The organism is Flavobacterium sp. (genome assembly GCF_965657075.1).
Lineage (GTDB): Bacteria > Bacteroidota > Bacteroidia > Flavobacteriales > Flavobacteriaceae > Flavobacterium.
The window spans coordinates 165,142-188,821 of sequence record NZ_CBFHMV010000002.1 but is presented as its reverse complement, the minus strand read 5'-3'; the positions used below and the strand labels follow the sequence as shown (position 1 = coordinate 188,821).

The 23,680-nt window shown below is 29.1% G+C and carries 21 protein-coding genes; 11 read left to right on the top strand and 10 right to left on the bottom strand.

The features are described 5' to 3' along the window. Positions 1-3: 3 nt before the first annotated feature. Positions 4-1,074 (bottom strand): magnesium/cobalt transporter CorA, encoded by a 1,071-nt coding sequence (gene corA, locus ACTF56_RS02350; protein ID WP_438965302.1) that lies wholly within the window; start codon positions 1,072-1,074, stop codon positions 4-6. A 75-nt stretch (positions 1,075-1,149) separates the two neighbouring features. Here corA and hutI point away from each other — a divergent pair, with 75 nt between their 5' ends. Next, positions 1,150-2,388, top strand: coding sequence for an imidazolonepropionase (gene hutI, locus ACTF56_RS02345; protein WP_438965301.1), 1,239 nt, complete (start codon positions 1,150-1,152; stop codon positions 2,386-2,388). 50 nt (positions 2,389-2,438) lie between these two features. Here the strand turns inward: hutI and ACTF56_RS02340 are convergent, their stop codons facing one another. Further along, positions 2,439-3,323: a hypothetical protein gene (locus tag ACTF56_RS02340; protein WP_438965300.1), complete on the bottom strand. Its 885-nt coding sequence runs from the start codon at positions 3,321-3,323 to the stop codon at positions 2,439-2,441. Positions 3,324-3,420: 97 nt separating this feature from the next. Here ACTF56_RS02340 and ACTF56_RS02335 point away from each other — a divergent pair, with 97 nt between their 5' ends. Next, positions 3,421-4,452, top strand: a complete 1,032-nt coding sequence (locus ACTF56_RS02335; protein WP_438965299.1) for a formimidoylglutamase — start codon at positions 3,421-3,423, stop codon at positions 4,450-4,452. 75 nt (positions 4,453-4,527) lie between these two features. On the opposite strand, the gene yajC is transcribed toward ACTF56_RS02335, so the two are convergent. From yajC to ACTF56_RS02315, 4 genes are all read right to left on the bottom strand, one after another. Next, positions 4,528-4,800 (bottom strand): preprotein translocase subunit YajC, encoded by a 273-nt coding sequence (yajC, locus tag ACTF56_RS02330; protein ID WP_438965298.1) that lies wholly within the window; start codon positions 4,798-4,800, stop codon positions 4,528-4,530. 10 nt (positions 4,801-4,810) lie between these two features. Beyond that, complete coding sequence (locus ACTF56_RS02325; RefSeq protein ID WP_438965297.1) at positions 4,811-5,299, bottom strand: DUF1573 domain-containing protein; 489 nt, start codon at positions 5,297-5,299, stop codon at positions 4,811-4,813. An 11-nt stretch (positions 5,300-5,310) separates the two neighbouring features. Beyond that, entirely contained in the window at positions 5,311-6,252 is a 942-nt protein-coding gene (gene nusB, locus ACTF56_RS02320) for a transcription antitermination factor NusB (RefSeq protein WP_438965296.1), read from the bottom strand. A 76-nt stretch (positions 6,253-6,328) separates the two neighbouring features. Then, a complete protein-coding gene (locus ACTF56_RS02315) occupies positions 6,329-7,435 on the bottom strand; it encodes a Glu/Leu/Phe/Val dehydrogenase dimerization domain-containing protein (RefSeq protein ID WP_438965295.1) in 1,107 nt (368 codons plus the stop codon). A gap of 172 nt (positions 7,436-7,607) precedes the next feature. Here ACTF56_RS02315 and ACTF56_RS02310 point away from each other — a divergent pair, with 172 nt between their 5' ends. Together ACTF56_RS02310 and ACTF56_RS02305 are read left to right on the top strand one after the other, a co-directional pair. Then, on the top strand, positions 7,608-9,359 hold the full coding sequence (locus ACTF56_RS02310; RefSeq protein WP_438965294.1) for an ABC transporter ATP-binding protein: 1,752 nt from the start codon (positions 7,608-7,610) through the stop codon (positions 9,357-9,359). 66 nt (positions 9,360-9,425) lie between these two features. After that, positions 9,426-9,803 carry a PUR family DNA/RNA-binding protein gene (locus tag ACTF56_RS02305; protein WP_438965293.1) on the top strand — a complete coding sequence of 126 codons (378 nt, stop codon included), beginning with the start codon at positions 9,426-9,428 and terminating at the stop codon, positions 9,801-9,803. Between the two features lie 53 nt (positions 9,804-9,856). Here ACTF56_RS02305 and ACTF56_RS02300 read toward each other — a convergent pair whose 3' ends face one another. Next, positions 9,857-11,413 carry a S41 family peptidase gene (locus ACTF56_RS02300; protein WP_438965292.1) on the bottom strand — a complete coding sequence of 519 codons (1,557 nt, stop codon included), beginning with the start codon at positions 11,411-11,413 and terminating at the stop codon, positions 9,857-9,859. Between the two features lie 137 nt (positions 11,414-11,550). Between ACTF56_RS02300 and ACTF56_RS02295 the strand changes: the two genes are divergently transcribed. Together ACTF56_RS02295 and msrB are read left to right on the top strand one after the other, a co-directional pair. Further along, positions 11,551-13,149, top strand: coding sequence for a protein adenylyltransferase SelO (locus ACTF56_RS02295; protein WP_438965291.1), 1,599 nt, complete (start codon positions 11,551-11,553; stop codon positions 13,147-13,149). A 35-nt stretch (positions 13,150-13,184) separates the two neighbouring features. Beyond that, entirely contained in the window at positions 13,185-13,628 is a 444-nt protein-coding gene (gene msrB / locus ACTF56_RS02290) for a peptide-methionine (R)-S-oxide reductase MsrB (RefSeq protein ID WP_438965290.1), read from the top strand. A 7-nt stretch (positions 13,629-13,635) separates the two neighbouring features. Here the strand turns inward: msrB and ACTF56_RS02285 are convergent, their stop codons facing one another. Continuing rightward, complete coding sequence (locus ACTF56_RS02285) at positions 13,636-14,469, bottom strand: hypothetical protein (RefSeq protein WP_438965289.1); 834 nt, start codon at positions 14,467-14,469, stop codon at positions 13,636-13,638. A gap of 3 nt (positions 14,470-14,472) precedes the next feature. Further along, positions 14,473-15,855 carry a phosphoglucosamine mutase gene (gene glmM, locus ACTF56_RS02280; protein WP_438965288.1) on the bottom strand — a complete coding sequence of 461 codons (1,383 nt, stop codon included), beginning with the start codon at positions 15,853-15,855 and terminating at the stop codon, positions 14,473-14,475. Positions 15,856-15,988: 133 nt separating this feature from the next. Between glmM and ACTF56_RS02275 the strand changes: the two genes are divergently transcribed. From ACTF56_RS02275 to ACTF56_RS02260, 4 genes are read left to right on the top strand one after another with little or no spacing between them, the layout of a single operon-like run. After that, entirely contained in the window at positions 15,989-16,582 is a 594-nt protein-coding gene (locus ACTF56_RS02275) for an ACP phosphodiesterase (RefSeq protein WP_438965287.1), read from the top strand. Then, complete coding sequence (locus ACTF56_RS02270) at positions 16,572-17,237, top strand: DNA alkylation repair protein (RefSeq protein ID WP_438965286.1); 666 nt, start codon at positions 16,572-16,574, stop codon at positions 17,235-17,237. The genes ACTF56_RS02275 and ACTF56_RS02270 overlap by 11 nt, the downstream gene beginning before the upstream one ends. A 58-nt stretch (positions 17,238-17,295) precedes the next feature. Further along, positions 17,296-19,113, top strand: a complete 1,818-nt coding sequence (locus ACTF56_RS02265; protein WP_438965285.1) for a chloride channel protein — start codon at positions 17,296-17,298, stop codon at positions 19,111-19,113. A gap of 45 nt (positions 19,114-19,158) precedes the next feature. After that, on the top strand, positions 19,159-20,133 hold the full coding sequence (locus ACTF56_RS02260; protein ID WP_438965284.1) for a tetratricopeptide repeat protein: 975 nt from the start codon (positions 19,159-19,161) through the stop codon (positions 20,131-20,133). 58 nt (positions 20,134-20,191) lie between these two features. Here the strand turns inward: ACTF56_RS02260 and ACTF56_RS02255 are convergent, their stop codons facing one another. After that, complete coding sequence (locus ACTF56_RS02255; protein ID WP_438965283.1) at positions 20,192-20,713, bottom strand: hypothetical protein; 522 nt, start codon at positions 20,711-20,713, stop codon at positions 20,192-20,194. 110 nt (positions 20,714-20,823) lie between these two features. Between ACTF56_RS02255 and uvrA the strand changes: the two genes are divergently transcribed. Continuing rightward, complete coding sequence (gene uvrA / locus ACTF56_RS02250) at positions 20,824-23,655, top strand: excinuclease ABC subunit UvrA (RefSeq protein ID WP_438965282.1); 2,832 nt, start codon at positions 20,824-20,826, stop codon at positions 23,653-23,655. The last annotated feature ends 25 nt before the right edge of the window (positions 23,656-23,680 follow it).

Below are 23,680 nucleotides of genomic sequence, written 5' to 3'. Positions count from 1 at the left end.
CAATTAAAACCATTTTTTTCGTTTGAAGTAAAGTATCATAAAAATCACTATAAAAAACATGACTCCTAACACAAAAAAGTAAGCATATTTATAATGTAATTCTGGTAAATAATCGAAGTTCATGCCATAAAGTCCAACAATAAATGTAAGAGGCATAAAGATGGATGAAACTACCGTTAGGATTTTCATGACTTCGTTCATACGATGGTTTTGAGCTGTGTAAAAGAAATTACTAGCACTTTCAAGAGAATTCATATCGTATTCTATTTGTTCTAAAAGCTCTACAGTTTTATTATGTAATCTTCCAAAAAAAACAAAATTAGAAGGTTGTATTAGATCTAAAACATCGTCATCTTTGATGGTTTTAATGGTAAATAAAGCCTCTTTTAAAGGAATAATTGAATGTTTTAAAAATTGAAATACTTCTCTTGTTTTTTCAATTTCCTGCATAATTGTTGGATCATCAGCTGTTTTTGAAGCCACTAATAATTCTTCAATTTTAATTTCTTTACTTTCTATTGTTATAAAAAAATTTTCAATAATTGCATCTAAAAGCAAATAGAGTAAATAATCGACTTTTTTCTTCCTAACGATACCTATATCGGCTCTAATTCTTTCTCTGATATGGGTAAAAAAATCACCTTTTTTTTCTTGAAAAGAAACTACCAAACCATCTTTCAACAAAAAACTAATTTGTTCTACTGTTATAAATTCTTTATTTTCTGATGGCAAAATGGAATTAATACTAAAAAACAAACTATCGCCTACTTCGTCCAAACTAGTTCTTCTAGAAATATTTAATATATCTGAAACAATCAAACTATTTAAATGCAAATGATCTGTAAGATCTTTAATCAATTCAACATCATTTAAACCGTGAAGATTTAACCAATTATTGTTTGAGTCCACTTTAAGTTTTAAAAAATCATTAACTAATATTTTCTTGTATTCTGAAAACTTTTGATCGTCATATACAAACAATTGCATTTCAGTGGCTTTATCAGTATAAATTCCAGTATATTCGAGCTGATTTGGATGTACTTTTCTTCCTTTTTTGTATTTAATTTTTTTCAAAACAATAAAATTTAGTTCATCAAAGGTAGGAGATTTTAAAAATCAAGTTTACTTTTACCAAAATTATTACAAACAATGAAAACATTACTTATCAACATCAAAGAGCTTTTACAAGTAAGAGAAACTTCTGTAGAGATGGTTTCGGGTGCAGCAATGGCTATTTTACCAAAACTTGAAAATGCTTTTTTAATGATTGAAAATAATTTGATTTTGGATTATGGCAATATGGAAAATTGTCCTAATCATAACGATAAAAATGTGATTGATGTTTCAGGAAAAATTGTTTTACCAACTTGGGTTGACAGTCATACACATATAGTTTATGCAGGAAATCGAGTTCAGGAATTTGTGGATAGAATTAACGGACTTTCTTATGAAGAAATTGCAAGTCGTGGTGGTGGTATTTTAAATTCTGCTAAAAAACTTAATGCAACTTCTGAAGAAGAAATTTACAATCAATCAAAAATCAGGTTAGAAGAAGTAATCTCTCAAGGAACAGGCGCTGTTGAAATTAAATCAGGTTATGGTTTGACCGTTGAAGGAGAGTTGAAAATGCTTCGAGTGATAAAAAAACTGAAAGAAAATTATCCAATAGCAATAAAAGCTACTTTTTTAGGAGCACACGCATTTCCAGAACAATACAAAGAAAATCATGCAGCTTATATTGATTTAATAATTAATGAAATTTTGCCGAAAATAGCTGAAGAACATTTGGCAGATTATATTGATGCTTTTTTAGAAACCGGTTATTTTTCTGTAGATGAAACCAAGAAAATAATGCTTGCTGGAAATAAATATGGATTAAAAGCTAAAATTCATGTCAATCAATTTACAGCAATTAACGGAATTAAAGCTTGTGTTGAAAATGAAGCTTTGTCTGTAGATCATTTAGAACTAGTTACGGATGATGATATTGCAATTTTAAAAAATAGTAAAACAATGCCAGTTGCTCTACCAAGTTGCTCGTATTTTATTTCCATTCCATACACGCCAGCAAGAAAAATGATTGATGCTGGTTTACCATTAGCTTTGGCTACAGACTTTAATCCTGGCACAACGCCTTCTGGAAACATGAATTTTGTTGTCGCTGCAGCTTGTATAAAAATGAAAATGACTCCAGAGGAAGCAATAAATGCTGCCACAATAAATGGTGCTTATGCAATGGGAATTTCAAAAACTCATGGAAGTATAACAAAAGGTATGAGAGCTAATATTTTAATCACAAAACCATTGAATTCATTTTATCAAATTCCGTATGAATTTACTAGTAATTTAATTGAAAGTGTGATGATTGAAGGTCAATTTATAAAATAAAAAAAGCGTTTCAAAACAAATTGAAACGCTTTTTTAGAGAGCTATTATTTCTACTTTAATTCAAATTGTGAATTGGCAACAAGTTCGCCTTTATCAAAAATGTTTACATAATATAAACCTTTTTCAAATTTAGAACTGCTTAATTCTTTAACCACATTCATAGTATTGTTTTCATATTTAACAGATGTGATAAAACTATAATTCAAAACTTTTTCATTGAAGTTTATGGTTTTCTTTTCGCCCATAACATTGTTTTTACTATCAATGATTTGAACATAATAATCTCTTACACCTGTTTGAGCTAATTCATTTTCAGCAATTGTAAAACTGATTTTTAACTTGTCAACTCTACTTGCTTTTTCTGTCTCGATTTGTTTTCCTGAATTACGTTCTTTAACAGCAATTGTTTTTAAATTTGTAATTACTAATCGTTGTCCTTTTTCGTATTTTTTTGCTAAGTCTTCGTTTTGATTTAACAATTCTTCGTTATATGTTCTTGTTTCAGACAAACTATCTTTCGTATTTGCTAAACTAGAATTAACAGCTTCTAATTCTTCTTTTAAATTTAAATTTTCAGCTACTAAACTGTCCATTTCTCTTTTCAATTTTAAATAATCATTTTTATAATGCGCTACCGATTCTCCTTTTTTAACTCTCACAATTAAAGCTTCAACTTTAGCTTTTTCAGCTTCTAAATCAGCTTTTAATGTAGTATTAGATGCAATTTCTTCATCATACTTAGCTTTCATTTCTTCTAAGTCCTTAAGTACTGAATCTTTTTCTGAAAGAATAGTTTCATATTTTGTTTCACTTTCTTGAATTTCTGTTTTTGTATCAGAACTCATTTTAAACATGTAAGCTAAACTACCTAAAAGCAGTAAAGACAGAATTAAGATTATTGCTTTAAGTTTTGAATTGTTTTGAGAATTTTCCATTATTAAATTATTTTTTTGCAAATTTACACTCTTTAATAAGAATAACGAAATAATTTAAGGTTATAGTATTTTTAAAAACCTGTATATTCAATAAATTATGAAAAATTTAATACTTTTTACCAACAAACATCTTGCCGAAGATACCAATTATAGAAGCGGTGAAGTAAAATTAGGTGAAAAAGTAAACTTAATTTCAAATGAAGGTGACCTTTTTGAACACATAAAAAATTCTGAATCAAGATTTGTGGTTTTTGGTATTTGTGAAGACATAGGTGTGAAAGCTAATTTTGGAAGACAAGGAACTTCATCAGCATTTAAAAGTGCCATAAAAAGCCTATTGAATGTACAACACAATAAATTTTGTAAAGGAAGTTCTATTCTATTGCTAGGTCATTTGAATTATGAAAAAGAGTCAGCAATTGCTTCAAAATTAGAAGTTCATTCTAAAGAAGATCGTAAAGCTTTATTCAAATTAGTTGAAGAAATTGATAAAGATGTTTCACATTTGGTAAGTTCAATAGTAAAGACAGGCAAAATTCCTATTATAATTGGTGGTGGCCATAATAATGCTTATGGAAATATTAAAGGATTGGCATTAGGCAAAGGAAAGATTGTAAATGCTATAAATTTTGATGCACATACGGACTTTAGAATTATGGAAGGAAGGCATTCTGGAAACGGCTTTACATATGCATTTGAAGAACATTTTTTAAAAAAATATTTTGTTTTTGGATTGCACGAAGGTTATGTTTCAAAAAGTGTTTTCAATACCATAAAATCTATTCCTGAAACTATAAATTATACTACTTACGAAGAAATTGAAGTACGAAAAGAAAAGAATTTTGAAGTTGAGTTAGAAAATGCATTACAATTCATAAAAAATGAATCTTTTGGAATTGAAATGGATTTAGATGCTATTGCTGGTGTATATTCAAGTGCTATGACAAATTCTGGATTTTCAGTTGATAAAGCCCGACAATTTGTTCATTATTTTGGTAAACATAAAAATGCATCCTACATCCACATTTGCGAAGGTGCACCAGATTTAGATTTAACCAATAACCAGCATTTAACAGGAAAATTAATCGCTTATTTAATTACAGATTTCATAAAAAGTAAATCCGAATAATTCAATTGAATTTAAACACACAAAAAAACCGATTTTCAAACTCATGAAAATCGGTTTTTTTTAGTTATTTAAAGTCTATTTCTTTGCTTGTAAACTAGCAGTCAATTCAGAAGAAACAGCACTACGTTCCATTTTAATTTTTCCAGACATGGTTTCAATTACTAATGAATCTGTTGAAATTTCGGCAATTTTACCGTGAATTCCAGCTTTTGTAATAACTCTGTCACCCACTTTTAAAGCAGCATCAAAAGCTTTTTCTTTTTTGGCTCTTTTTTGTTGAGGCATTATCAATAAAAAATAAAAAACCGCAATCATTAATAATAATTGTAATATAAGATCTTTGCTCATAATTTAAATTTTAATTATTTAAAGTAGCTGATTTTTTTGCTACATTTTTTGGATTTGGAGTTACATTAGCTTTAATAGAACAAGTTTCAGTTCCTGTAGCTGTATTTGTGGTTAAAGTAACTGTTTTTTCTTGTTGTCCTGGTTTGTTTGTTGAATCAAAAGTAACCTTAATTGGAGTTGATTCTCCTGGTTTAATTTCCCCTTTTTCAAATTCTGGAACAGTACATCCACAACTTCCTTTGGCATTTACAATTACCAAATTTCCTGTACCTACATTTTTAACCATAAACTCAGTGGTAACAACTTCTCCTTCATTGATTGTACCAAAATCGTGAAAAGCTTTATCAAACTCAATAACTGGTAATTTTGAAGCAGCTTCAATGTTAGCCTGTGCAATTTTTACATCTTCGTCTGAAATTTTTGCTGATGCAGAATCATTACATGAAATTGTTGAAAAAACAGCAACAACTGCTAAACTTTTTATAAATCTATTTTTCATTTTATACTTATTTAAATTAAACCTCTACCTGTTTTAATTAATTTATTTTGTTCTTTATAATCTTTAACTAAATTATCTAAAATACCATTAATAAAAATACTACTTTTTGGTGTAGAATATTCTTTTGCAATTTCTAAATATTCATTAATTGTAACCTTAACTGGTATTGACGGGAATTTTAACAATTCGCAAATAGCCATTTTCAATAAAACTGTATCAATTATTGCAATACGTTCTGTATCCCAATTGGGTGTTTTATTTACATATTCTTGAGCTAATTCTTTGTCATTTAAAACGGTTTTTAAAAACAACTGTTTAGCAAAATCTTTATCGTCTTGATCTTTATAAACTTTCGGAATTTCTATTTGAAAATACAGATCTTTAATTCCTTTTAATTGTTTGCTTATCAAGGTATTTACCATAGCATAATCATCAATCCAAGTCAATTTATTATCTTCTAAATAATCAAAAAACCTTTCGTTTGGAGCAATAACTTTGGTAAATAAATCTACCATAAATTTAGCATCATTTTCAAAAGTAGAAGTTGAATCATTTAAATAATTTAAGTAAACTTCGGATTTTTTAACATCATCTAACAATTGTATAATTAAATCATCATTCAACTTCCAATTATTAATTTTTCTATCATCTAAAGCATCAATTAATGTTTCTTGATTAGAAAGAATATTTAAAACCTGATTGTTGATGAATTTTTTGTTAGGATTTTTCTCTTCAGCTGTTGCTAAATGTTTCTTTGAAGATAATTCGATGTGTATTTCTTCTTTATTTCGTAGCTCAATAAAAGTAGAAAAAATAAGTAAGTATAAATCTTGAATGGATTCCATACTGTAAAATAAAAATTTTTCTTCTCTAATTAAATCATCTGAACTATGCTGATTTACAGCATAAATACTCTGCATTACCTTAACCCTAATATGTCTTCTGTTTAACATTTGTGTAAGAACTTGTTATAAATTAATAAAGCGAAAGACTACCCTTTCGCTTTGCAAAAATACATTATTTATAGTATTATTTTTGTTGTAACTCTAATTTTTTATCATCAATTCTTTTTTGAGCAATTAATAAAGCTGCATGATGTGTTGAAATATCATTGGTTTCAGCAAGATTAAAAATATCCAATGAAGTATTGTAGATGTTTTCTGTTTTTTGCATCACTTCTGCTTTTGAAAGTTTTGCTAATTCTGAATAAACATTGATAACACCACCAGCATTTATTAAAAAATCTGGAGCATATAAAATTCCTTTATCCTTTAAAATTTGACCGTGAACAACTTCATTAGCCAATTGATTATTTGCAGCACCAGCAATAACTTTAGCTTTAATCATTTTAATAGTATCATCATTGATAGTTGCACCCAAAGCACAAGGAGCATAAATGTCTACTTCTGAAGCATACAAATTATCACCTGTAAATATTTTAGCACCGTATTTTGATCCTACTTGATGTAATCTGTCTTCATTAATATCTGATATGGTAACTATTGCACCCTCATTAGTTAAATGTTCTACTAAAACTTCACCAACATGTCCAATTCCTTGAACGAGTACCGATTTTCCGTTTAAATTATCGGTTCCAAATTGATACTTTGCTGCAGCTTTCATTCCCATATAAACACCATAAGCAGTGATTGGAGAAGGATTTCCAGAACCACCAATAGCTTCAGAAACACCCGTTACATATGGAGTTACTTCTCTAACAATATCCATATCTTTAGTTTCCATACCAACATCTTCTGCTGTGTAATATTTACCTGATAATGAATGAACAAACTCTCCAAATCTTCTCATCAATTCAGGATTTTTTTGAGTTTTAGCATCTCCAATGATTACTGCTTTTCCACCACCAAGATTTAATCCAGAAATTGATGATTTAAAAGACATTCCACGAGATAATCTTAAAACATCATTTAATGCTTCCCATTCATTGGTGTAATTCCACATTCTAGTACCTCCTAAAGCTGGTCCTAAAATTGTGTTATGAATACCAATTATTGCTTTTAAACCAGTATCTTTGTCGTGACAAAAAACAACTTGTTCATGTCCATCAAAAGATATTTGTCCAAAAACAGGATCTACTTTATGTAGTTCATTTATAGGTAATGTATTTGCAGTCATAGGTGTGATAATTATGAATTATTCAATTTTAAGAGGCAAAATTAATTAATAATTTGAAATGGTAATCAAATTTTAGTCTTTTTTTAGCATATCTACATTTATTAAAACAATATAATTGCAAAATGTTATATTATTTTTGTCAAAACTAATTATTAAAATTCATTAAACTAAAATGCAAGAATTAAAATATTTAAATAAATATTTCCTTAAATACAAATACCGCTTTTTTTTAGGTTTGATATTCACCATATTAGCACAAATCTTTTCTCTTTTTGCACCAGAATATTTTGGAAAATCTATTAATGTTGTTAAAGATTTATTGGCCACAAATCCATCGTTAGCAAAAACAGAACTTACCAACTATATTTTATTTATAATTATTACCGCTTTAATTGCGGGGATTTTAACATTTTTAATGCGTCAAACTTTGATTGTAATGTCGAGACACATTGAATTTGATTTAAAGAATGAAGTCTTTAGTCATTACGAAAAATTATCTCAAAATTTTTATAAAAAAAATAGAACTGGCGATTTAATGAACCGAATAAGTGAAGATGTTGGTAAAGTGAGAATGTACGTTGGACCAGCTGTAATGTATACCTCAAATATAATTATTCGATTTGCAGTTGTCATTGTATACATGTATCAAATTTCTCCAAAATTGACCTTATATTCGGTGTTGCCTTTGCCTCTATTATCCTACAGTATTTTTAAAATTAGTAGAAAAATTAATATCCAAAGTGGCTTATTTCAAAAAAATCTTTCCACTCTATCTAGTTTTACACAAGAGTTTTTCTCTGGAATTCGAGTTGTTAAAGCGTATGCCTTAGAAAATTTAAAGATTAATGAGTTTAAAATCTTAACAAATGATAGTAAGACCAAATATTTAGATTTAGCAAAAACTCAAGCCCTTTTTGGACCTATGATGATTTTACTTATCGGATTATCCAATTTAGTTGTAATTTATGTGGGAGGAAAAATGTACATAGATGGTGAAATCGCCAAAATTGGAACCATTGCACAATTTATTTTATACATTAATATGCTAACTTGGCCTGTGGCTTCGTTAGGTTGGGTTTCCTCAATGGTACAAGAAGCAGAAGCATCACAAAAACGATTGAACGAATTTTTAAAAACAGAACCTGAAATAAAAAATTTAGTTTCAAAACATACGCCTATCAATGGTAAAATTGAATTTAAAAATGTTTCATTTACCTATGAAGATACTAATATCAAAGCTTTATCTAACGTGTCATTCACAGTTGAAAAAGGAAAAACTTTAGCTATTTTAGGAAAAACAGGTTCAGGAAAATCAACGATAATGACATTGACTAGTCGTTTGTATGATGTTGACCAAGGCAGCATTTATATTGATGATACTCCAATTAGTGATTTGAATTTATTTGATCTAAGAAATAGTATTTCTGTTGTTCCACAAGATGCCTTTTTGTTTTCAGATTCCATCATAAACAACATCAAATTTGGAAAGGAAAACGCTACAAATGAAGAAATTTATGAAGTTGCAAAAAAAGCTGCTGTGCATGAAAACATTCTGAACTTTGCTAATGGCTATGAAACTATTTTAGGGGAAAGAGGAATTACACTTTCTGGCGGACAAAAGCAAAGGGTTTCAATTGCTAGAGCATTTTTAAAAGAAGCTCCAGTTTTATTATTAGACGATTGTTTAAGTGCTGTGGACACTGAGACTGAAGAAGAAATATTGCATAATTTATTACAACTTTCTGAACAAAAAACAACCATTATTGTTAGTCATAGAGTGTCTTCAGCTAAAAATGCAGATAAAATTATCATTCTTGACGAAGGAAAAATCATTCAGCAAGGTTCTCATAATCAATTAATAGCCATTGATGGTTATTATAAAGAATTATACAATAAACAACTTTTAGAAAAAGAATTGCTGTAAGTATTGTTTTATTTCAATTTTTTTTAGAATTTTGGTAAGTAAAATATTAAAACAGTACGAAGGATTATGAGTGAAAAAGACATGTTTGAAAAAGAAGATATTTTTTCGAAAGTATTAAGAGCAGGAAGAAGAACTTATTTCTTTGATGTTAGATCTACAAAAGCTGATGATTATTACATCACCATTACAGAAAGTAAAAAGTTCACGGAAGAAGATGGTTCTTACCATTTTAAAAAGCATAAGATTTATTTATACAAAGAAGATTTTACTGCTTTTAGAGAAATTTTAGACGAAATGACAGATTACGTTTTAGAACACAAAGGTGAAGAAGTTATTTCTGAAAGACATCAAAAAGATTTTAAGAAAGAAACATACGAAACAGCACCATCTGAAGAAAGTTTTGAAAAAAAATCTTTTACTGATATAGATTTTGATGATATTTAATTCAAATCAAATCTAACAAAAAAGCCAATTCGCACTAGGAATTGGCTTTTTTATTATTGAGAACTTTTCTTTTTTATGTCTTCCTTAATCCAATCAAGTTCTGGATCTTTATTAGTAATTATATCTTCAATGGTTGGAATAATTTCTACGTCAGGAAAAATACCTCTTCCTTCCTGATTGGATTTGTATGTTGGAACCAAATCCATAATCCATAAATTGGTTTTTAGCTTTGAATTAGGTAAACTATAAGTAGAACGTCTTCCTGCAACTGTACCGTTAAATGTTCCTCCGGTTTCTTCTCCAACAAAAATGATATCTTTATTTTCTTTAAGTTTTGATGAAATTATACAAGATGCCGAAAAACTTCCTCCATCAATTAAAACGTAGATATTTCCTTTAAAATAGTCGGCTTTATGAGGTTTTACTTTACTACTAGCTAATGCAAAATAGTAATTTCCATCATCTGCTTTTTTTGTTTTTAGCAACATTATTGAAGCATAAATTGGATATGTCGGAATGACAACAAGATGAGCCAATTTAGGAACTGATTTTAAATAATCTGCCATTAATACGCTTGATTTACGTGTGACTTTTGTTTTTTCAAGCAATTGAAAAGTAGAATCAACTGTTAAATAGGAATATAAATCCTGAATATCATTTAATCTTCCACCAGGATTTCCTCGCAAATCTAAAACTAAATTTTGAGTTTCTTTTTTTCTTAAAAGACTAAAAAATTCTTTGTATGCCGATTTGTAATCTCCTTGAGAAAAGTTCTTGATTTTTAAAATTGCTGTCAAACTATCGGTATCAGTAAACTTCAAAGTTTTTATAAATTCTTTTTTTGTTATATCATATCCGTAAAGAAATTTCTTATCTCTTTCAGCTTTTTTCTTAGCTTTTTCCTCTTTTGCTTTAGCTTTTTTGGCTTCTTTAGAAACTACTATAGGTTCCTTATCTAGAGTATCATTTTTAACGACATCTTTCGTTTTTACTGTTTCCTTTTTCTCTTTTGGAAGTCGTTTTATGGTTTTAAAAAAAATAGAATCATTAAATTTAAATTGATACATTAAACTGTCTTGCATTCCAACTTCATAATACATAAAAGTCGAAAATCTTTTAGTTAATAAATGCGGAATCCAAGTTGTGTTTTCACCATCAGAAGTAATAGATTTTCTGTATTTTGAATAAATTTGCTTGGGTGTAATTTCGTTAATTGAAACCACTTCTGTTCCTAATTTTATAGAAGAATCTTTAGATTTGTTAGCAATAATATAAACTTTGTCATTTTTCCATTTAAATTCAAATTGACTCATTGGACCTAAACCTTTTTCTTTTAATTTTTTAGTCTCTTTTTTTGTCGGAATTGGAGTTGTATAGGTTTGTGAAATACTTGAATGTCCTTGTTTTATTGAAGCTAAAAGCGGACTTACTTTATAATAAAACTCGCGAGGTTTTAAAGGAGTTTCAATAGTATTTCTTAAACTATCAAACTTGTAATTAAATTGATCTTCGGTAATAAAATTATATAAACTAGGTTGAATTTTCTTGATTTTTTTCTCTAAAAAGTTAATATCTTCTAATTGTTCATTTACAGTTAAATTAGTTTCCAAAAACTTATTTTGTTTCTCAATCGAAGCACAATTGCTTAAGAGACTTATTACTAAAAAATAAAGAGGAATTTTTCTCATACATTAAATGGATTGATTAACAAATTAAGCTTTTTTTATGATATTGTAAAGTTAAATAAATGGTAATTTTTGTAAATTTACAAATGCTAAAATTGTTTTCAAAAATACATAACAAATTCACTAACGAATTACCAGGAGATTTAATCGAATCTGACGAAACGAGACAAGTTGTTGAAGCTGCTTTTTCTTATGTAAATCCCATAAAACCAAGTAATCCAAAACTAATTCATGTTTCAAAAGAAGTAGTGGAAAGTGTTGGGATTTCTTTTGAAGAAACTAAATCCGAAGATTTTTTGAATATTTTTTCGGGAAATACCGTTTTAAATAACACCAAACCTTACGCAATGGCTTATGCTGGTCATCAATTTGGTAATTGGGCCGGACAATTAGGTGATGGAAGAGCTATCACTCTTTTTGAAGCTACTCACAACAATAAAAGTACCATGTTTCAATTAAAAGGAGCTGGAAAAACTCCTTATTCCAGACGTGGTGATGGTTTAGCGGTTTTACGTTCGTCTATTAGGGAACATTTGTGTAGTGAAGCCATGTACAATTTAGGTGTTCCATCAACACGTTCATTAGCTTTATTTTCGAGTGGCGATATGGTTCTACGTGACATTTTATACAATGGAAATGCCGATTACGAAAAAGGAGCAATTGTTTGCAGAACAGCACCAAGTTTTATTCGTTTTGGTAATTTTGAATTATTTGCTTCTCGCGAAGACACTAAAAACCTTCAATTATTAACCGATTTTACCATCAAACATTATTTTCCCGAAATCAAATCTGAAGGAAAAGATAAATATTTGGAATTCTTTGAAAATGTTGCAGATAAAACTCGAGAAATGATTGTGCATTGGCAACGTGTTGGGTTTGTTCACGGTGTTATGAATACTGATAATATGTCTATTCACGGAATCACGATTGATTATGGACCTTACGGTTGGTTGGAAGATTACAACCCAAATTGGACTCCAAACACTACTGATAATGAACATAAACGTTATCGTTTTGGCAATCAACCTCAAATCGCTCAATGGAATTTATTGCAATTAGCGAATGCTTTATTTCCGTTAATTGAAGAAGTGAAACCTTTGGAAAAAATTTTGAATGACTTTCCTGTTAAGTATGAAGAAGATTATATGCAAATGATGCACAATAAGTTAGGTTTTAAAAATTCGAACGAAGAAACTAAAAACTGTATCTATCTTTTAGTAGAAAATCTGCAATTAACTGCAACAGATATGACGATTTTCTTTCGAAATTTGAGTCAATTTTCCAAAGAAGATACTGTTGAAAATGCATTTGAAAAAATAAAAGATGCTTTTTATAATTTAGAAGAAGCTAAAAATTCAACTTATAATACATGGATCTATTGGTTTACAATGTATATCAATCAGTTACAAAAAGAAAATCAGACCGATTTGGAAAGAAAAACGGCTATGAATTTGGTCAACCCAAAATACGTTTTACGAAATTATATGGCTCAATTAGCGATTGATGATGCTGACAAAGAAGATTATAATTTGCTAAACGAACTATACGAAATGCTATTAAATCCTTATGAAGAACAAGAACATTATCAAAAATGGTTTGCTAAAAGACCCGATTGGGCTAATAATAAAGTTGGGTGTTCTGCTTTGTCTTGTAGCTCATAATACCTTTTAACCATTTAACCTTTTAAACTTACAAAATGATAAACTGGAATTCAATTATACAATTTACTAAAAACGGAAATCCTGAACCTGATAAAAAAGTAGTAAAAACAGAAGCAGAATGGAAAGTTCAATTAACTGAAGAACAATACAGAATCACTCGTTTAAAAGGAACAGAACGACCACATAGTTCAGAATTATGCTCCCTTTTTGAACCAGGAATTTATGCTTGTGTTTGTTGCGATACTTTATTATTTGATGGAAGTGAAAAATTTGAAAGTGGCACAGGTTGGCCATCATTCACGCAACCTATAAAAGAAAATGCAGTTGGTTATGTAAAAGATATTTCTTTTGGAATGATACGAATTGAAGCAGTTTGCAATACTTGTAATGCTCATTTAGGTCACGTTTTTCCTGATGGACCAGAACCAAGTGGTTTGCGCTATTGTATGAATGCTATTTCTTTGAAGAAGGTTAAGTAAAATTATACTAATTTTTATAACTTATTTCATTAGTAATAATTTCATATAATTTTCCATTATCAATAGATTCTTTTTTTAAAACATTTCCTTTTTTATCATAAGTGTAAATAAATTCTTGAGTTTTAACTATCGAATTGTTATGATTAAAATATTTTCTTTCAATCATATTTCCAAATTTATCTAATTGAATTATAAAATATTGAACCAATTTTTTACCAAGAATTGAATCATCATAAATGTATTTTTCAATTAAAATAGTTTTATTTTGATTAGAAAAAGATATTTTAAAATAGGAATTTCTATTATTTGTTGGTAATTCTTGAGTAGTAACTAAATAATAATTTTCTTTATAATTATAATTATAATAAGTTTCCCAATTTTTTTTATTTGACTGAAAATGAACATGTGCAAGGTTTTTATTTTTATCATATTCAAATTTTTTATCAAAATTAATTTCATTGGAAACTATATATCTATGTCTTATTAAATTTCCATTTTTATCATATTCAAAAAGGTTATTTGAATAATTAGGCATCCCATAATTTTCTAATAAATCTTTTTCATTATATATATAACGATAAGTGTTTTTTGTTTTTATTTTTGGATAATATTCTGAACTTTCAATAATTTTACCATCTTTAAAATAATATGTCATAACAATTTTTGTAGTATCCTTATTTAATGCAAACAATTTTATTGTTGATTTTATTGAATCAATCTTACCATTGAAGTTCTCTAACTTTAAATCGTTTAAATCAAATACATCGAAATATCTTAAAGATTTACATGAACTAACTAGAAATAATAAAAGTACTGATATTAAAATTAATTTCTTATTCATATTTTAAGTTAATTTTTTTATCTCACCAATAATTCTATTCGCTAAATCATCTGCTAATTGTTGCGTTTGTGCTTCTGTATAAATTCTAATAATTGGTTCTGTATTTGATTTTCTTAAGTGTACCCAATTTTCTGCGAAGTCAATTTTTACACCATCAATAGTTGAGATGTCTTCGTTTTTGTACTTTTCTGTCATGGCTTCTAAAATTGCGTCAACATCAATTTGAGGTGTTAATTCAATTTTGTTTTTACTCATGTAATATTGAGGATAGCTGGCTCTTAATTCAGCAACCGTAATATCTAAATTAGCTAAATGGGTTAAAAATAATGCTACACCAACCAAACTATCTCTTCCGTAATGACTTTCTGGATAAATGATTCCACCGTTTCCTTCACCACCGATTATAGCATTAGTTTTTTTTATTAATTCTACCACATTTACTTCACCAACAGCACTGGCTTGGTAATTTCCGTTGTGTTTGATCGTAATATCACGCAAAGCACGAGAAGAACTCATGTTAGAAACCGTATTTCCTGGAGTTTTGCTCAAAACATAATCAGCACACGCTACTAAAGTATATTCCTCTCCAAACATTTCACCATCATTAGAAATGAAAGCCAATCTATCCACATCTGGATCGACTACAATTCCGAAATCTGCTTTTTCGTCTACAACTAATTTACAAATATCTCCTAAATGCTCTTTTAAAGGTTCTGGATTATGAGGAAAATGACCGTTTGGTTCGCAATATAATTTCACAACTTCAACACCCATTTGTTCTAATAAATTTGGAATTACAATTCCACCAGAGGAATTCACACCATCAACAACCACTTTAAATTTACGTTTTTTTACAGCTTCAGCATCAACCAAAGGCAAATCTAAAACCTCATCAATATGAATATCCATATAGGAATCATTCACAGTAACTTCTCCTAACGAATCCACATCCACAAAATCAAAAGCTTCACTTTCAGCTATTTCAAGAATTTTTTCTCCTTCTGCTCCACTTAAAAATTCCCCTTTTGCATTCAGTAATTTTAAAGCATTCCATTGTTTTGGATTGTGAGAAGCTGTTAGAATAATTCCACCATCAGCTTTTTCCAAAGGAACTGCAATTTCAACGGTTGGAGTTGTTGACAAACCTAAATCAATTACATCAATTCCTAAACCAATTAAAGTATTTTGTACTAAATTATGAATCATTGGACCAGAAATTCTAGCGTCACGACCAATTACAACTTTTAGTTTGTCTTTTGGAGTATTTTGTTTCAAAAATGTACCATAAGCTGAAGCAAATTTAACGGCATCAACTGGTGTAAGGTTCTCTCCTACTTTTCCTCCGATGGTTCCACGAATTCCTGATATTGATTTTATTAAAGTCATATGATTTTAGATTTTTGAATAACAATTTTAGATTTTAGAAATACAAATATAATATATCAAATTGTCAATGTATCAAAGACGGAAAGTTTTTTTCTATATTTACATTTTACAATATACATTATACAAAAACTAAATGAACTTCCTAGCCCACATATGCCTTTCAGACAACAACGATTTCATAAAAATCGGTAATTTTATGGCTGATGGCATTCGTGGAAACGATTATTTGAATTATCCTGATGAAATCAAAAAAGGAATTATTTTGCATAGATATATTGATACTTTTACTGATGCCAATGATATATTTCGAATAAGCAAACATAGACTTCATGAACGTTATGGACATTATTCTGGTGTGATTGTTGATATTTTGTATGATCATTTTTTAGCTAAAAATTGGACCAAATATTCAAATGAATCTTTAACTAGTTTTGTCTATAGTTTTTATAAATCTCTTGAAGATAATTTTGAGGTTTTAAGTCCAAAAACGCGAAGAATTCTTCCAATAATGATAGAACAAAATTGGTTAGAAAGTTATGCAACTATTGAAGGAATTTCGAGAATTTTATTCCAAATGGATAGTCGAACAAAATTCAAATCTAAAATGCAATTTGCAATTGAAGAATTAGAAGCTTTTTACAGTGATTTCGAAAAAGAATTCACCTTATTTTTTGAGGAATTGCGAAATCATGTAAAAGATAAATTAGTTGAATTAAATGAAATTTAAAGACGAACTCATCAAGGAATTAAAAGCAAATTCCAATCGTGAAACGGCTATTCCAATGGAAAATTACATGAAAAATAATTTCCCGTTTTTAGGAATCAAAACCGAAAATCGAAGAGCTATTTTTAAAGCTGTTTATGAAAAACATAAACCAGAAATCAAACTAAATTACAGAGAAATCTCTTGGCAACTGTATCAAGAAAAAGAGCGAGAAATACATCAATGTGCTATTGATTTGATTCAGAAAGAAATTAAAAAAAAGTTTGTCATCGAAGATATTCAATTCATTGAAAAATTGATTATAAAAAATTCTTGGTGGGATTCCGTTGACACAATTGCTAAATATTTGGTTGGCGGTTATTTAGAACAATTTACAGCAGAAACTTTAAAAGTTATTGAACGCTTTTCTGATGCAGAAAATATGTGGTTAAATCGAACTGCAATTATATTTCAATTGGGTTATAAAGAAAAAACCAATTTTGATTTGCTAAAAGCTGAATGTGAAAAACACAAACATTCTAAAGAATTTTTCATTCAAAAAGCAATTGGTTGGGCTTTGCGTGATTATAGTCGATTCAATCCAAATGGTGTTAAATTATATGTAGAATCAACTAACCTAAAACCTTTAAGTCTAAAAGAAGCATTACGATTACTATAAAAATGTTTCAGATTTCAATCAAAAATGGTACTTTCGCAAGAACTAAAAAACAATCAGAATGATCCCGAAAAAAGTCAATCCTTTTTTTCGATTTTTAAGTAAAAACTTTAAGCGATTAGAGCGATTTATTTTTCTTTTAAAAACATTCTTAACACCAAGACAATTTATATATTTCTCCTGTGTTTTGGTTGGGATTTCCTCTGCTTTAGCCGTAATTATTCTTAAAGCATTTGCACATAGTGTCTATCAATTTTCGCAATATTTAGATGGTTTTCTTCACTTACCATACAGTAACAGTATTTTACCAATAATTGGAATTGTATTAACCGTTTTTGTAGTTCATAAATTTTTAGATGGAAGCATTCAAAAAGGAACTTCTCACATCATGTATGCTGTGGCTAAAAATGGCGGAGTTCTTCCCAAAAAGCAATTGTATTCACAAATCATAACGAGTTCCTTAACTGTTGGTTTAGGAGGAAGTGCTGGTTTAGAATCACCCATTACGGTCACTGGAGCAGCTTTTGGTAGTAATTATGCTCAAAATTATAGATTAAGTTACAAAGACAGAACGCTTCTTTTAGCTTGTGGTGTTGCTGCCGGAATTGCTGCTGCTTTTAACGCTCCAATTGCTGGTGTTTTATTTGCTATTGAAGTTGTTTTAGCAGAGATAAGTATTACCGCATTTATACCCATTATGATAAGTGCTGCAACAGGAGCATTAATTTCAACTATTGTATTAGATGAAGACATATTAATTTCCTTTAAAAGTGTACAAAATTTTGATTATCATAACATTCATTTTTATGTAATATTAGGTTTATTATCTGGATTATTATCCATTTATTATGCACGTTATTTCAGGAAAATCGAACACTATTTTGCAAAGAGTAAAATGGGAAATTACAAAAAAGCTTTATTTGGAGCAGGAATATTAGCGGTATTGATTTTTTTATTTCCAACGTTATTTGGAGAAGGTTATGCAAGTATCAAAACTATTGCAGATAATACTCCTGAAAAAATATTAGATAATACGTTATTAAACGGTTTTAAAGACAATAAATGGCTTTTGTTGGCTTTTGTTGGAGCAACAATGATGGTAAAAGTTTTTGCTACAGGTTTAACATTAGGTTCAGGTGGAAATGGTGGTAACTTTGCTCCATCATTATTTGTAGGTTCTTATTTAGGATTTGTTTTGGCCTACTTTGTCAACTTAACTGGACTATCTAAACTTCCCGTAACCAACTTTACACTTGTTGGAATGGCTGGAATATTAAGTGGTTTATTTCACGCGCCATTAACAGCAATTTTCTTGATTGCAGAAATCACAAGTGGTTATGAATTAATGGTTCCTTTAATGATTGTATCGTCAGTCAGTTATGCTATTTCAAAACGTTTTGAACCTTTTTCGTTTGACATCAAACATTTAGCTGATAAAGGCGAAGTTTTTACAGATAATAAAGATAAAAATATCTTAACAACTTTAGAACTATCTAAACTTTTGCAAACAGATTACGAGTCGGTTTCAATAGCAGATGATTTAAATGAACTTGTTGAAAAAATTCAAAAATCGGAACAATATGTTTTTCCGGTTTTAAATGAAAATGAAGCCTTGGAAGGCCTAATTTATTTGGATAATGTTAGAAAATATATATTTTCCCCTTTCAAAATTAAATATACTTCAATTCAGGAAGTCATGCAGCAACCCAAAGAAATTGTTTTTTATGATGAAACTATGGAAACCGTCATGGAAAAATTTGATAGTAGCGGATTAACTGTATTGCCTGTTTTAAAAAATGGAAAATTTATTGGCTTGATAAATAAACAATTCGTTTTGGTTAAATATCGTAAAAAATTAAAGGAAATGATTATTGAGTAAATTTTATTACTTTTTTTTTAATAAATTTGAATAAACTCTTTATTTATGAAAAAAATATTTTTGCTTTTTACAATTTCAATCATTTCATATTCTTTTGCTCAAGAGAAAAACTCAAATCCTTTTGACAAAGAAAAAATCCTTAAAAATTTAGCTGAAGATGCTTGTAAATGCATTGATTCTATTTATCCTGGTTCAAAAATAAAAGACAGTATTGCGTCTGAAATCAGTTCATGTATCGACAAAATTGTACCTACTTATCAATTCACTCTTCAAGTATCTGAATCTATTGATTATGAAAAGTTAATTAATGGTGAACAAGATAAAACAGAACAAAAAATTATAATCACAACCGATAAAAATTCTAAAGACTATAAAAACACTTATTATGAATTAGAACGTTATTTAAACAACAATTGTAAAGCCATAAAAGAAAAAATTGCTGTTAATGATGTTTTAAGAGAAAAATCAATGTCATCCAACAAACAAGCTTTAGAATATTATGATTTAGGAATTGAAGAATTTCAAAATGAAAATTACGAAAAAGCCATTAGCAATTATAAAAAAGCTATCGTTTTTGATAAAGATTTTGCTTTTGCTTATGATAATTTAGGAATAACTTACAGAAAACTAAATCGATTTGATGAAGCCATTGATGCTTATGAAAAATCGTTAAAAATTGATCCTAACGGACAAGTACCGCTTCAAAATATTGCCATTGCTTACATTTATAAAAAAGAGTATAAAAAAGCCATAAAATATTATGAAAAGTTAGCGAAATTGGATGACAGTAATCCTGAAGTATTTTATGGAATAGGAAATATTTATGTTCAATATATTAACGATTATGAAAAGGGATTGGACAATCTTTGTATTGCCTACAACATTTATGTAGCAACAAAATCACCTTACCGAACTGACGCAGAACAACTTATAAATGTAGCTTATTCTGAATTAAAAAAGCAAGGAAAAGAAACTACATTTTTTGATATTTTGAAAAAACACAATATTTCTTCAAACTAAATTTTACTTTTTTTTCAACAAACCCTTTTAGAGTTTAAAACTCCAAAAGGGTTTGTTTTTATTTGCTTTTCTCTCCAACAAAAAAATCACTTTGATTTTTAAATAAGACATTAAAAGTTGTCAAACTTCCATAACACCTTGTAATGTATTGTTGCAATTCTATTTTTTCAGTTGCTTCTAAATTACTTGAATTTATTTTTTGTTCCATAACACGTAATCTATCTCTAACCATTATAATCTTATTGAAAAAAGTATCAATCGGAATTTCCTTTTTTTGAGTCTGCGTTCCTGGTTCTAAAACTATTTTGCCACCTTTCCATTTGTCTGCAATTGAAACTTTGGGTCCAATGTCACTATACTTTTCTAATACGTTTTTGAGCATTTTTTCAACTTCAAAAAAACTTACTGAATCGACCTCATCCTCTAAAGCTTCAATAACTTCAAATTCACTATCTAATTCAATAGTTTCTAATCCGTTTTCTATAAAAGTCACCCAATAAAATTGGGAAGCAACATTTGTTATAACGCCAACACCAAATTCTTGATGTTTTATTCTTGATCCTATTCCTAATAATTTCATATATTTCATTTTTTATAATCGTTCAAAAATATAAAAACTTTTCATAAAACAATTCCTCGGCTTCTCTAATTCTACATAAATATAGTATCTTTGCTTTTTGCCAAAAAATTATGCTAAAAACTGAAGAAACTATAGAAATTATTGGTGCTCGTGCCCATAATTTAAAAAATATAGACGTAATAATTCCAAGAGAAAAATTAGTGGTCATCACTGGTGTTTCCGGTTCTGGAAAATCCTCATTAGCCTTTGATACCATTTACGCTGAAGGACAAAGAAGGTATATTGAAACGTTTTCTGCCTATGCACGTCAATTTCTTGGTGGTTTGGAACGTCCAGATGTGGATAAAATTGACGGACTTTCTCCCGTTATTGCCATCGAACAAAAAACTACGAGTAAAAGTCCACGTTCAACTGTTGGTACCATTACTGAAATTTATGATTTTCTTCGTCTTTTATACGCTAGAGCTGGTGATGCTTATAGTTATAACACTGGAGAAAAAATGGTTTCCTATTCTGACGAACAAATCAAGGAATTGATTTTACAAAATTTCAATGGAAAACGCATCAATATTTTAGCACCAGTTGTTCGTTCGCGAAAAGGTCATTATCGTGAACTTTTTGAACAAATTGCCAAACAAGGTTTCCTGAAAGTCAGAGTTGATGGAGCAATTCGCGACTTAGATTTTGGAATGAAAGTCGACAGATACAAAACTCATGATATCGAAATTGTTATCGATAGAATGGCTATTGATACAACGGAAGACACTGACAAACGTTTGAATGAAAGCATCAAAACAGCCATGTATCATGGAGATGATATATTGATGGTTATTGAACAAGAAAGTCAAGAAGTACGCTATTTTAGTCGTAATTTGATGTGTCCTTCAACCGGAATTTCTTATCCAAATCCAGAACCAAATAACTTTTCGTTCAACTCACCAAAAGGAGCTTGTGAAAACTGTAATGGTTTAGGTGTTGTAAATGAAATCAATCTTAAAAAAATTGTTCCAAATCCTAAATTATCTATTAAAGCTGGTGGTTTTGCTCCTTTGGGAGAAATGAAATCATCGTGGATTTTCAAACAGTTAGAAATCATTGCTCAAAAATATGATTTTAAGCTTTCCGATCCCATCGAAACTATTCCTAAAGAAGCCATGGATATGATTTTAAATGGTGGAAATGAAAAGTTTTCTGTTGTTTCAAAAATAATGGGAATTACCAAAGATTATAAAATTGATTTTGAGGGAATTTCTAACTTCATCAAAAACCAATATGAAGAAAGCAATACAGCTTCCTTAAAACGTTGGGCAAAAGAATTCATGGATGAAAATGACTGTCCAGTTTGTGATGGAAGTCGCTTACGCAAAGAATCACTATATTTTAAAATTGATGATAAAAATATTGGTGAATTAGTTCACATGGACATCAATGAACTTTTTGATTGGTTTAATGATTTACCTGAAAAATTATCTGAAAAACAAAATGCCATTGCAGTTGAAGTCATCAAAGAAATTGAAGCAAGATTACAATTTTTATTGGATGTAGGATTAAATTATCTGACTTTAAATAGAAGTTCAAAATCTCTTTCTGGTGGAGAAGCACAACGTATCAGACTAGCAACCCAAATTGGTTCTCAATTGGTTGGTGTTTTGTATATTTTAGACGAGCCAAGCATTGGATTACATCAAAGAGACAATGAAAGATTAATAAAATCATTAGAAAACTTACGTGATATAGGCAATTCAGTCATTGTAGTGGAACACGACAAAGATATGATTGAACGTGCTGATTATGTGATTGATATTGGACCAAAAGCAGGAAGATTTGGAGGAAAAATAATCAGCGAAGGAACTCCAAAAGAATTGCTTAAAGAAAATACCATGACTGCTCAATACATGAGTGGTAAAATGAAAATAGAAGTTCCTTCAGAAAGAAGAAAAGGAAACGGTAATGTTTTAAAACTTTCAGGTGCAACAGGAAATAACTTAAAAAATGTTACAGTCGAATTTCCATTAGGACAAATGATTTGTGTTACTGGAGTTTCAGGTTCTGGAAAATCTACTTTAATTAATGGTACGCTCTACCCTATTTTAAATGCTCACTTTTTTAATGGTGTAAAGAAACCTCAACCTTATAAAAAAATTGAAGGTTTAGAACATATTGACAAAGTTATTGAAATTGACCAAAGTCCAATTGGAAGAACTCCAAGAAGTAATCCAGCGACTTATACGGATGTTTTTTCTGAAATTAGAAAATTATACACTATGACACCAGAAGCCATGATTCGTGGTTACAAAGCGGGTAGATTTAGTTTTAACGTTTCTGGTGGAAGATGTGATACTTGTGAAGGATCTGGTGTTAGAACTATTGAAATGAGTTTTTTACCAGATGTTTATGTGGAATGTGAAACTTGCCAAGGAAAACGTTTTAACAGAGAAACTTTAGAAATTCGCTACAAAGGAAAATCTATTTCAGATGTTTTGAATATGACAGTAGATGAAGCAGTTGATTTCTTTGAAAATATTCCAAAAATTTATCGAAAAGTAAAAACCATTCAAGATGTTGGATTGGGTTATATTACACTTGGTCAACAAAGTACAACGCTTTCTGGTGGTGAGGCACAGCGTATCAAATTAGCTTCTGAATTATCTAAAAAAGATACAGGAAATACTTTCTATATTTTAGATGAACCTACAACTGGATTGCATTTTGAAGATATTAGAGTTTTAATGGGCGTATTAAATGAATTGGTGGATAGAGGAAATACAATTTTAATTATTGAACACAATTTAGATGTTGTAAAATTGGCAGATTATGTCATTGATATTGGCTATGAAGGAGGAAAAGGTGGTGGTCAATTAATTGCAAAAGGAACTCCAGAAGAAATTGTGAAAAATAAAAAAAGTTACACAGCTCAATTTTTGAAAAAAGAATTAATTTAGCATGTTTGTTTAATTATAAAAGAAA

Bases quoted from the DNA above. Each gene is read 5' to 3' on its own strand.
- hutI (WP_438965301.1), top strand. From the start codon at position 1,150: ATGAAAACATTACTTATCAACATCAAAGAGCTTTTACAAGTAAGAGAA.
- ACTF56_RS02340 (WP_438965300.1), bottom strand. From the start codon at position 3,323: ATGGAAAATTCTCAAAACAATTCAAAACTTAAAGCAATAATCTTAATT.
- ACTF56_RS02335 (WP_438965299.1), top strand. From the start codon at position 3,421: ATGAAAAATTTAATACTTTTTACCAACAAACATCTTGCCGAAGATACC.
- yajC (WP_438965298.1), bottom strand. From the start codon at position 4,800: ATGAGCAAAGATCTTATATTACAATTATTATTAATGATTGCGGTTTTT.
- ACTF56_RS02325 (WP_438965297.1), bottom strand. From the start codon at position 5,299: ATGAAAAATAGATTTATAAAAAGTTTAGCAGTTGTTGCTGTTTTTTCA.
- nusB (WP_438965296.1), bottom strand. From the start codon at position 6,252: ATGTTAAACAGAAGACATATTAGGGTTAAGGTAATGCAGAGTATTTAT.
- ACTF56_RS02315 (WP_438965295.1), bottom strand. From the start codon at position 7,435: ATGACTGCAAATACATTACCTATAAATGAACTACATAAAGTAGATCCT.
- ACTF56_RS02310 (WP_438965294.1), top strand. From the start codon at position 7,608: ATGCAAGAATTAAAATATTTAAATAAATATTTCCTTAAATACAAATAC.
- ACTF56_RS02305 (WP_438965293.1), top strand. From the start codon at position 9,426: ATGAGTGAAAAAGACATGTTTGAAAAAGAAGATATTTTTTCGAAAGTA.
- ACTF56_RS02295 (WP_438965291.1), top strand. From the start codon at position 11,551: ATGGTAATTTTTGTAAATTTACAAATGCTAAAATTGTTTTCAAAAATA.
- msrB (WP_438965290.1), top strand. From the start codon at position 13,185: ATGATAAACTGGAATTCAATTATACAATTTACTAAAAACGGAAATCCT.
- ACTF56_RS02285 (WP_438965289.1), bottom strand. From the start codon at position 14,469: ATGAATAAGAAATTAATTTTAATATCAGTACTTTTATTATTTCTAGTT.
- glmM (WP_438965288.1), bottom strand. From the start codon at position 15,855: ATGACTTTAATAAAATCAATATCAGGAATTCGTGGAACCATCGGAGGA.
- ACTF56_RS02275 (WP_438965287.1), top strand. From the start codon at position 15,989: ATGAACTTCCTAGCCCACATATGCCTTTCAGACAACAACGATTTCATA.
- ACTF56_RS02270 (WP_438965286.1), top strand. From the start codon at position 16,572: ATGAAATTTAAAGACGAACTCATCAAGGAATTAAAAGCAAATTCCAAT.
- ACTF56_RS02265 (WP_438965285.1), top strand. From the start codon at position 17,296: ATGATCCCGAAAAAAGTCAATCCTTTTTTTCGATTTTTAAGTAAAAAC.
- ACTF56_RS02260 (WP_438965284.1), top strand. From the start codon at position 19,159: ATGAAAAAAATATTTTTGCTTTTTACAATTTCAATCATTTCATATTCT.
- ACTF56_RS02255 (WP_438965283.1), bottom strand. From the start codon at position 20,713: ATGAAATTATTAGGAATAGGATCAAGAATAAAACATCAAGAATTTGGT.
- uvrA (WP_438965282.1), top strand. From the start codon at position 20,824: ATGCTAAAAACTGAAGAAACTATAGAAATTATTGGTGCTCGTGCCCAT.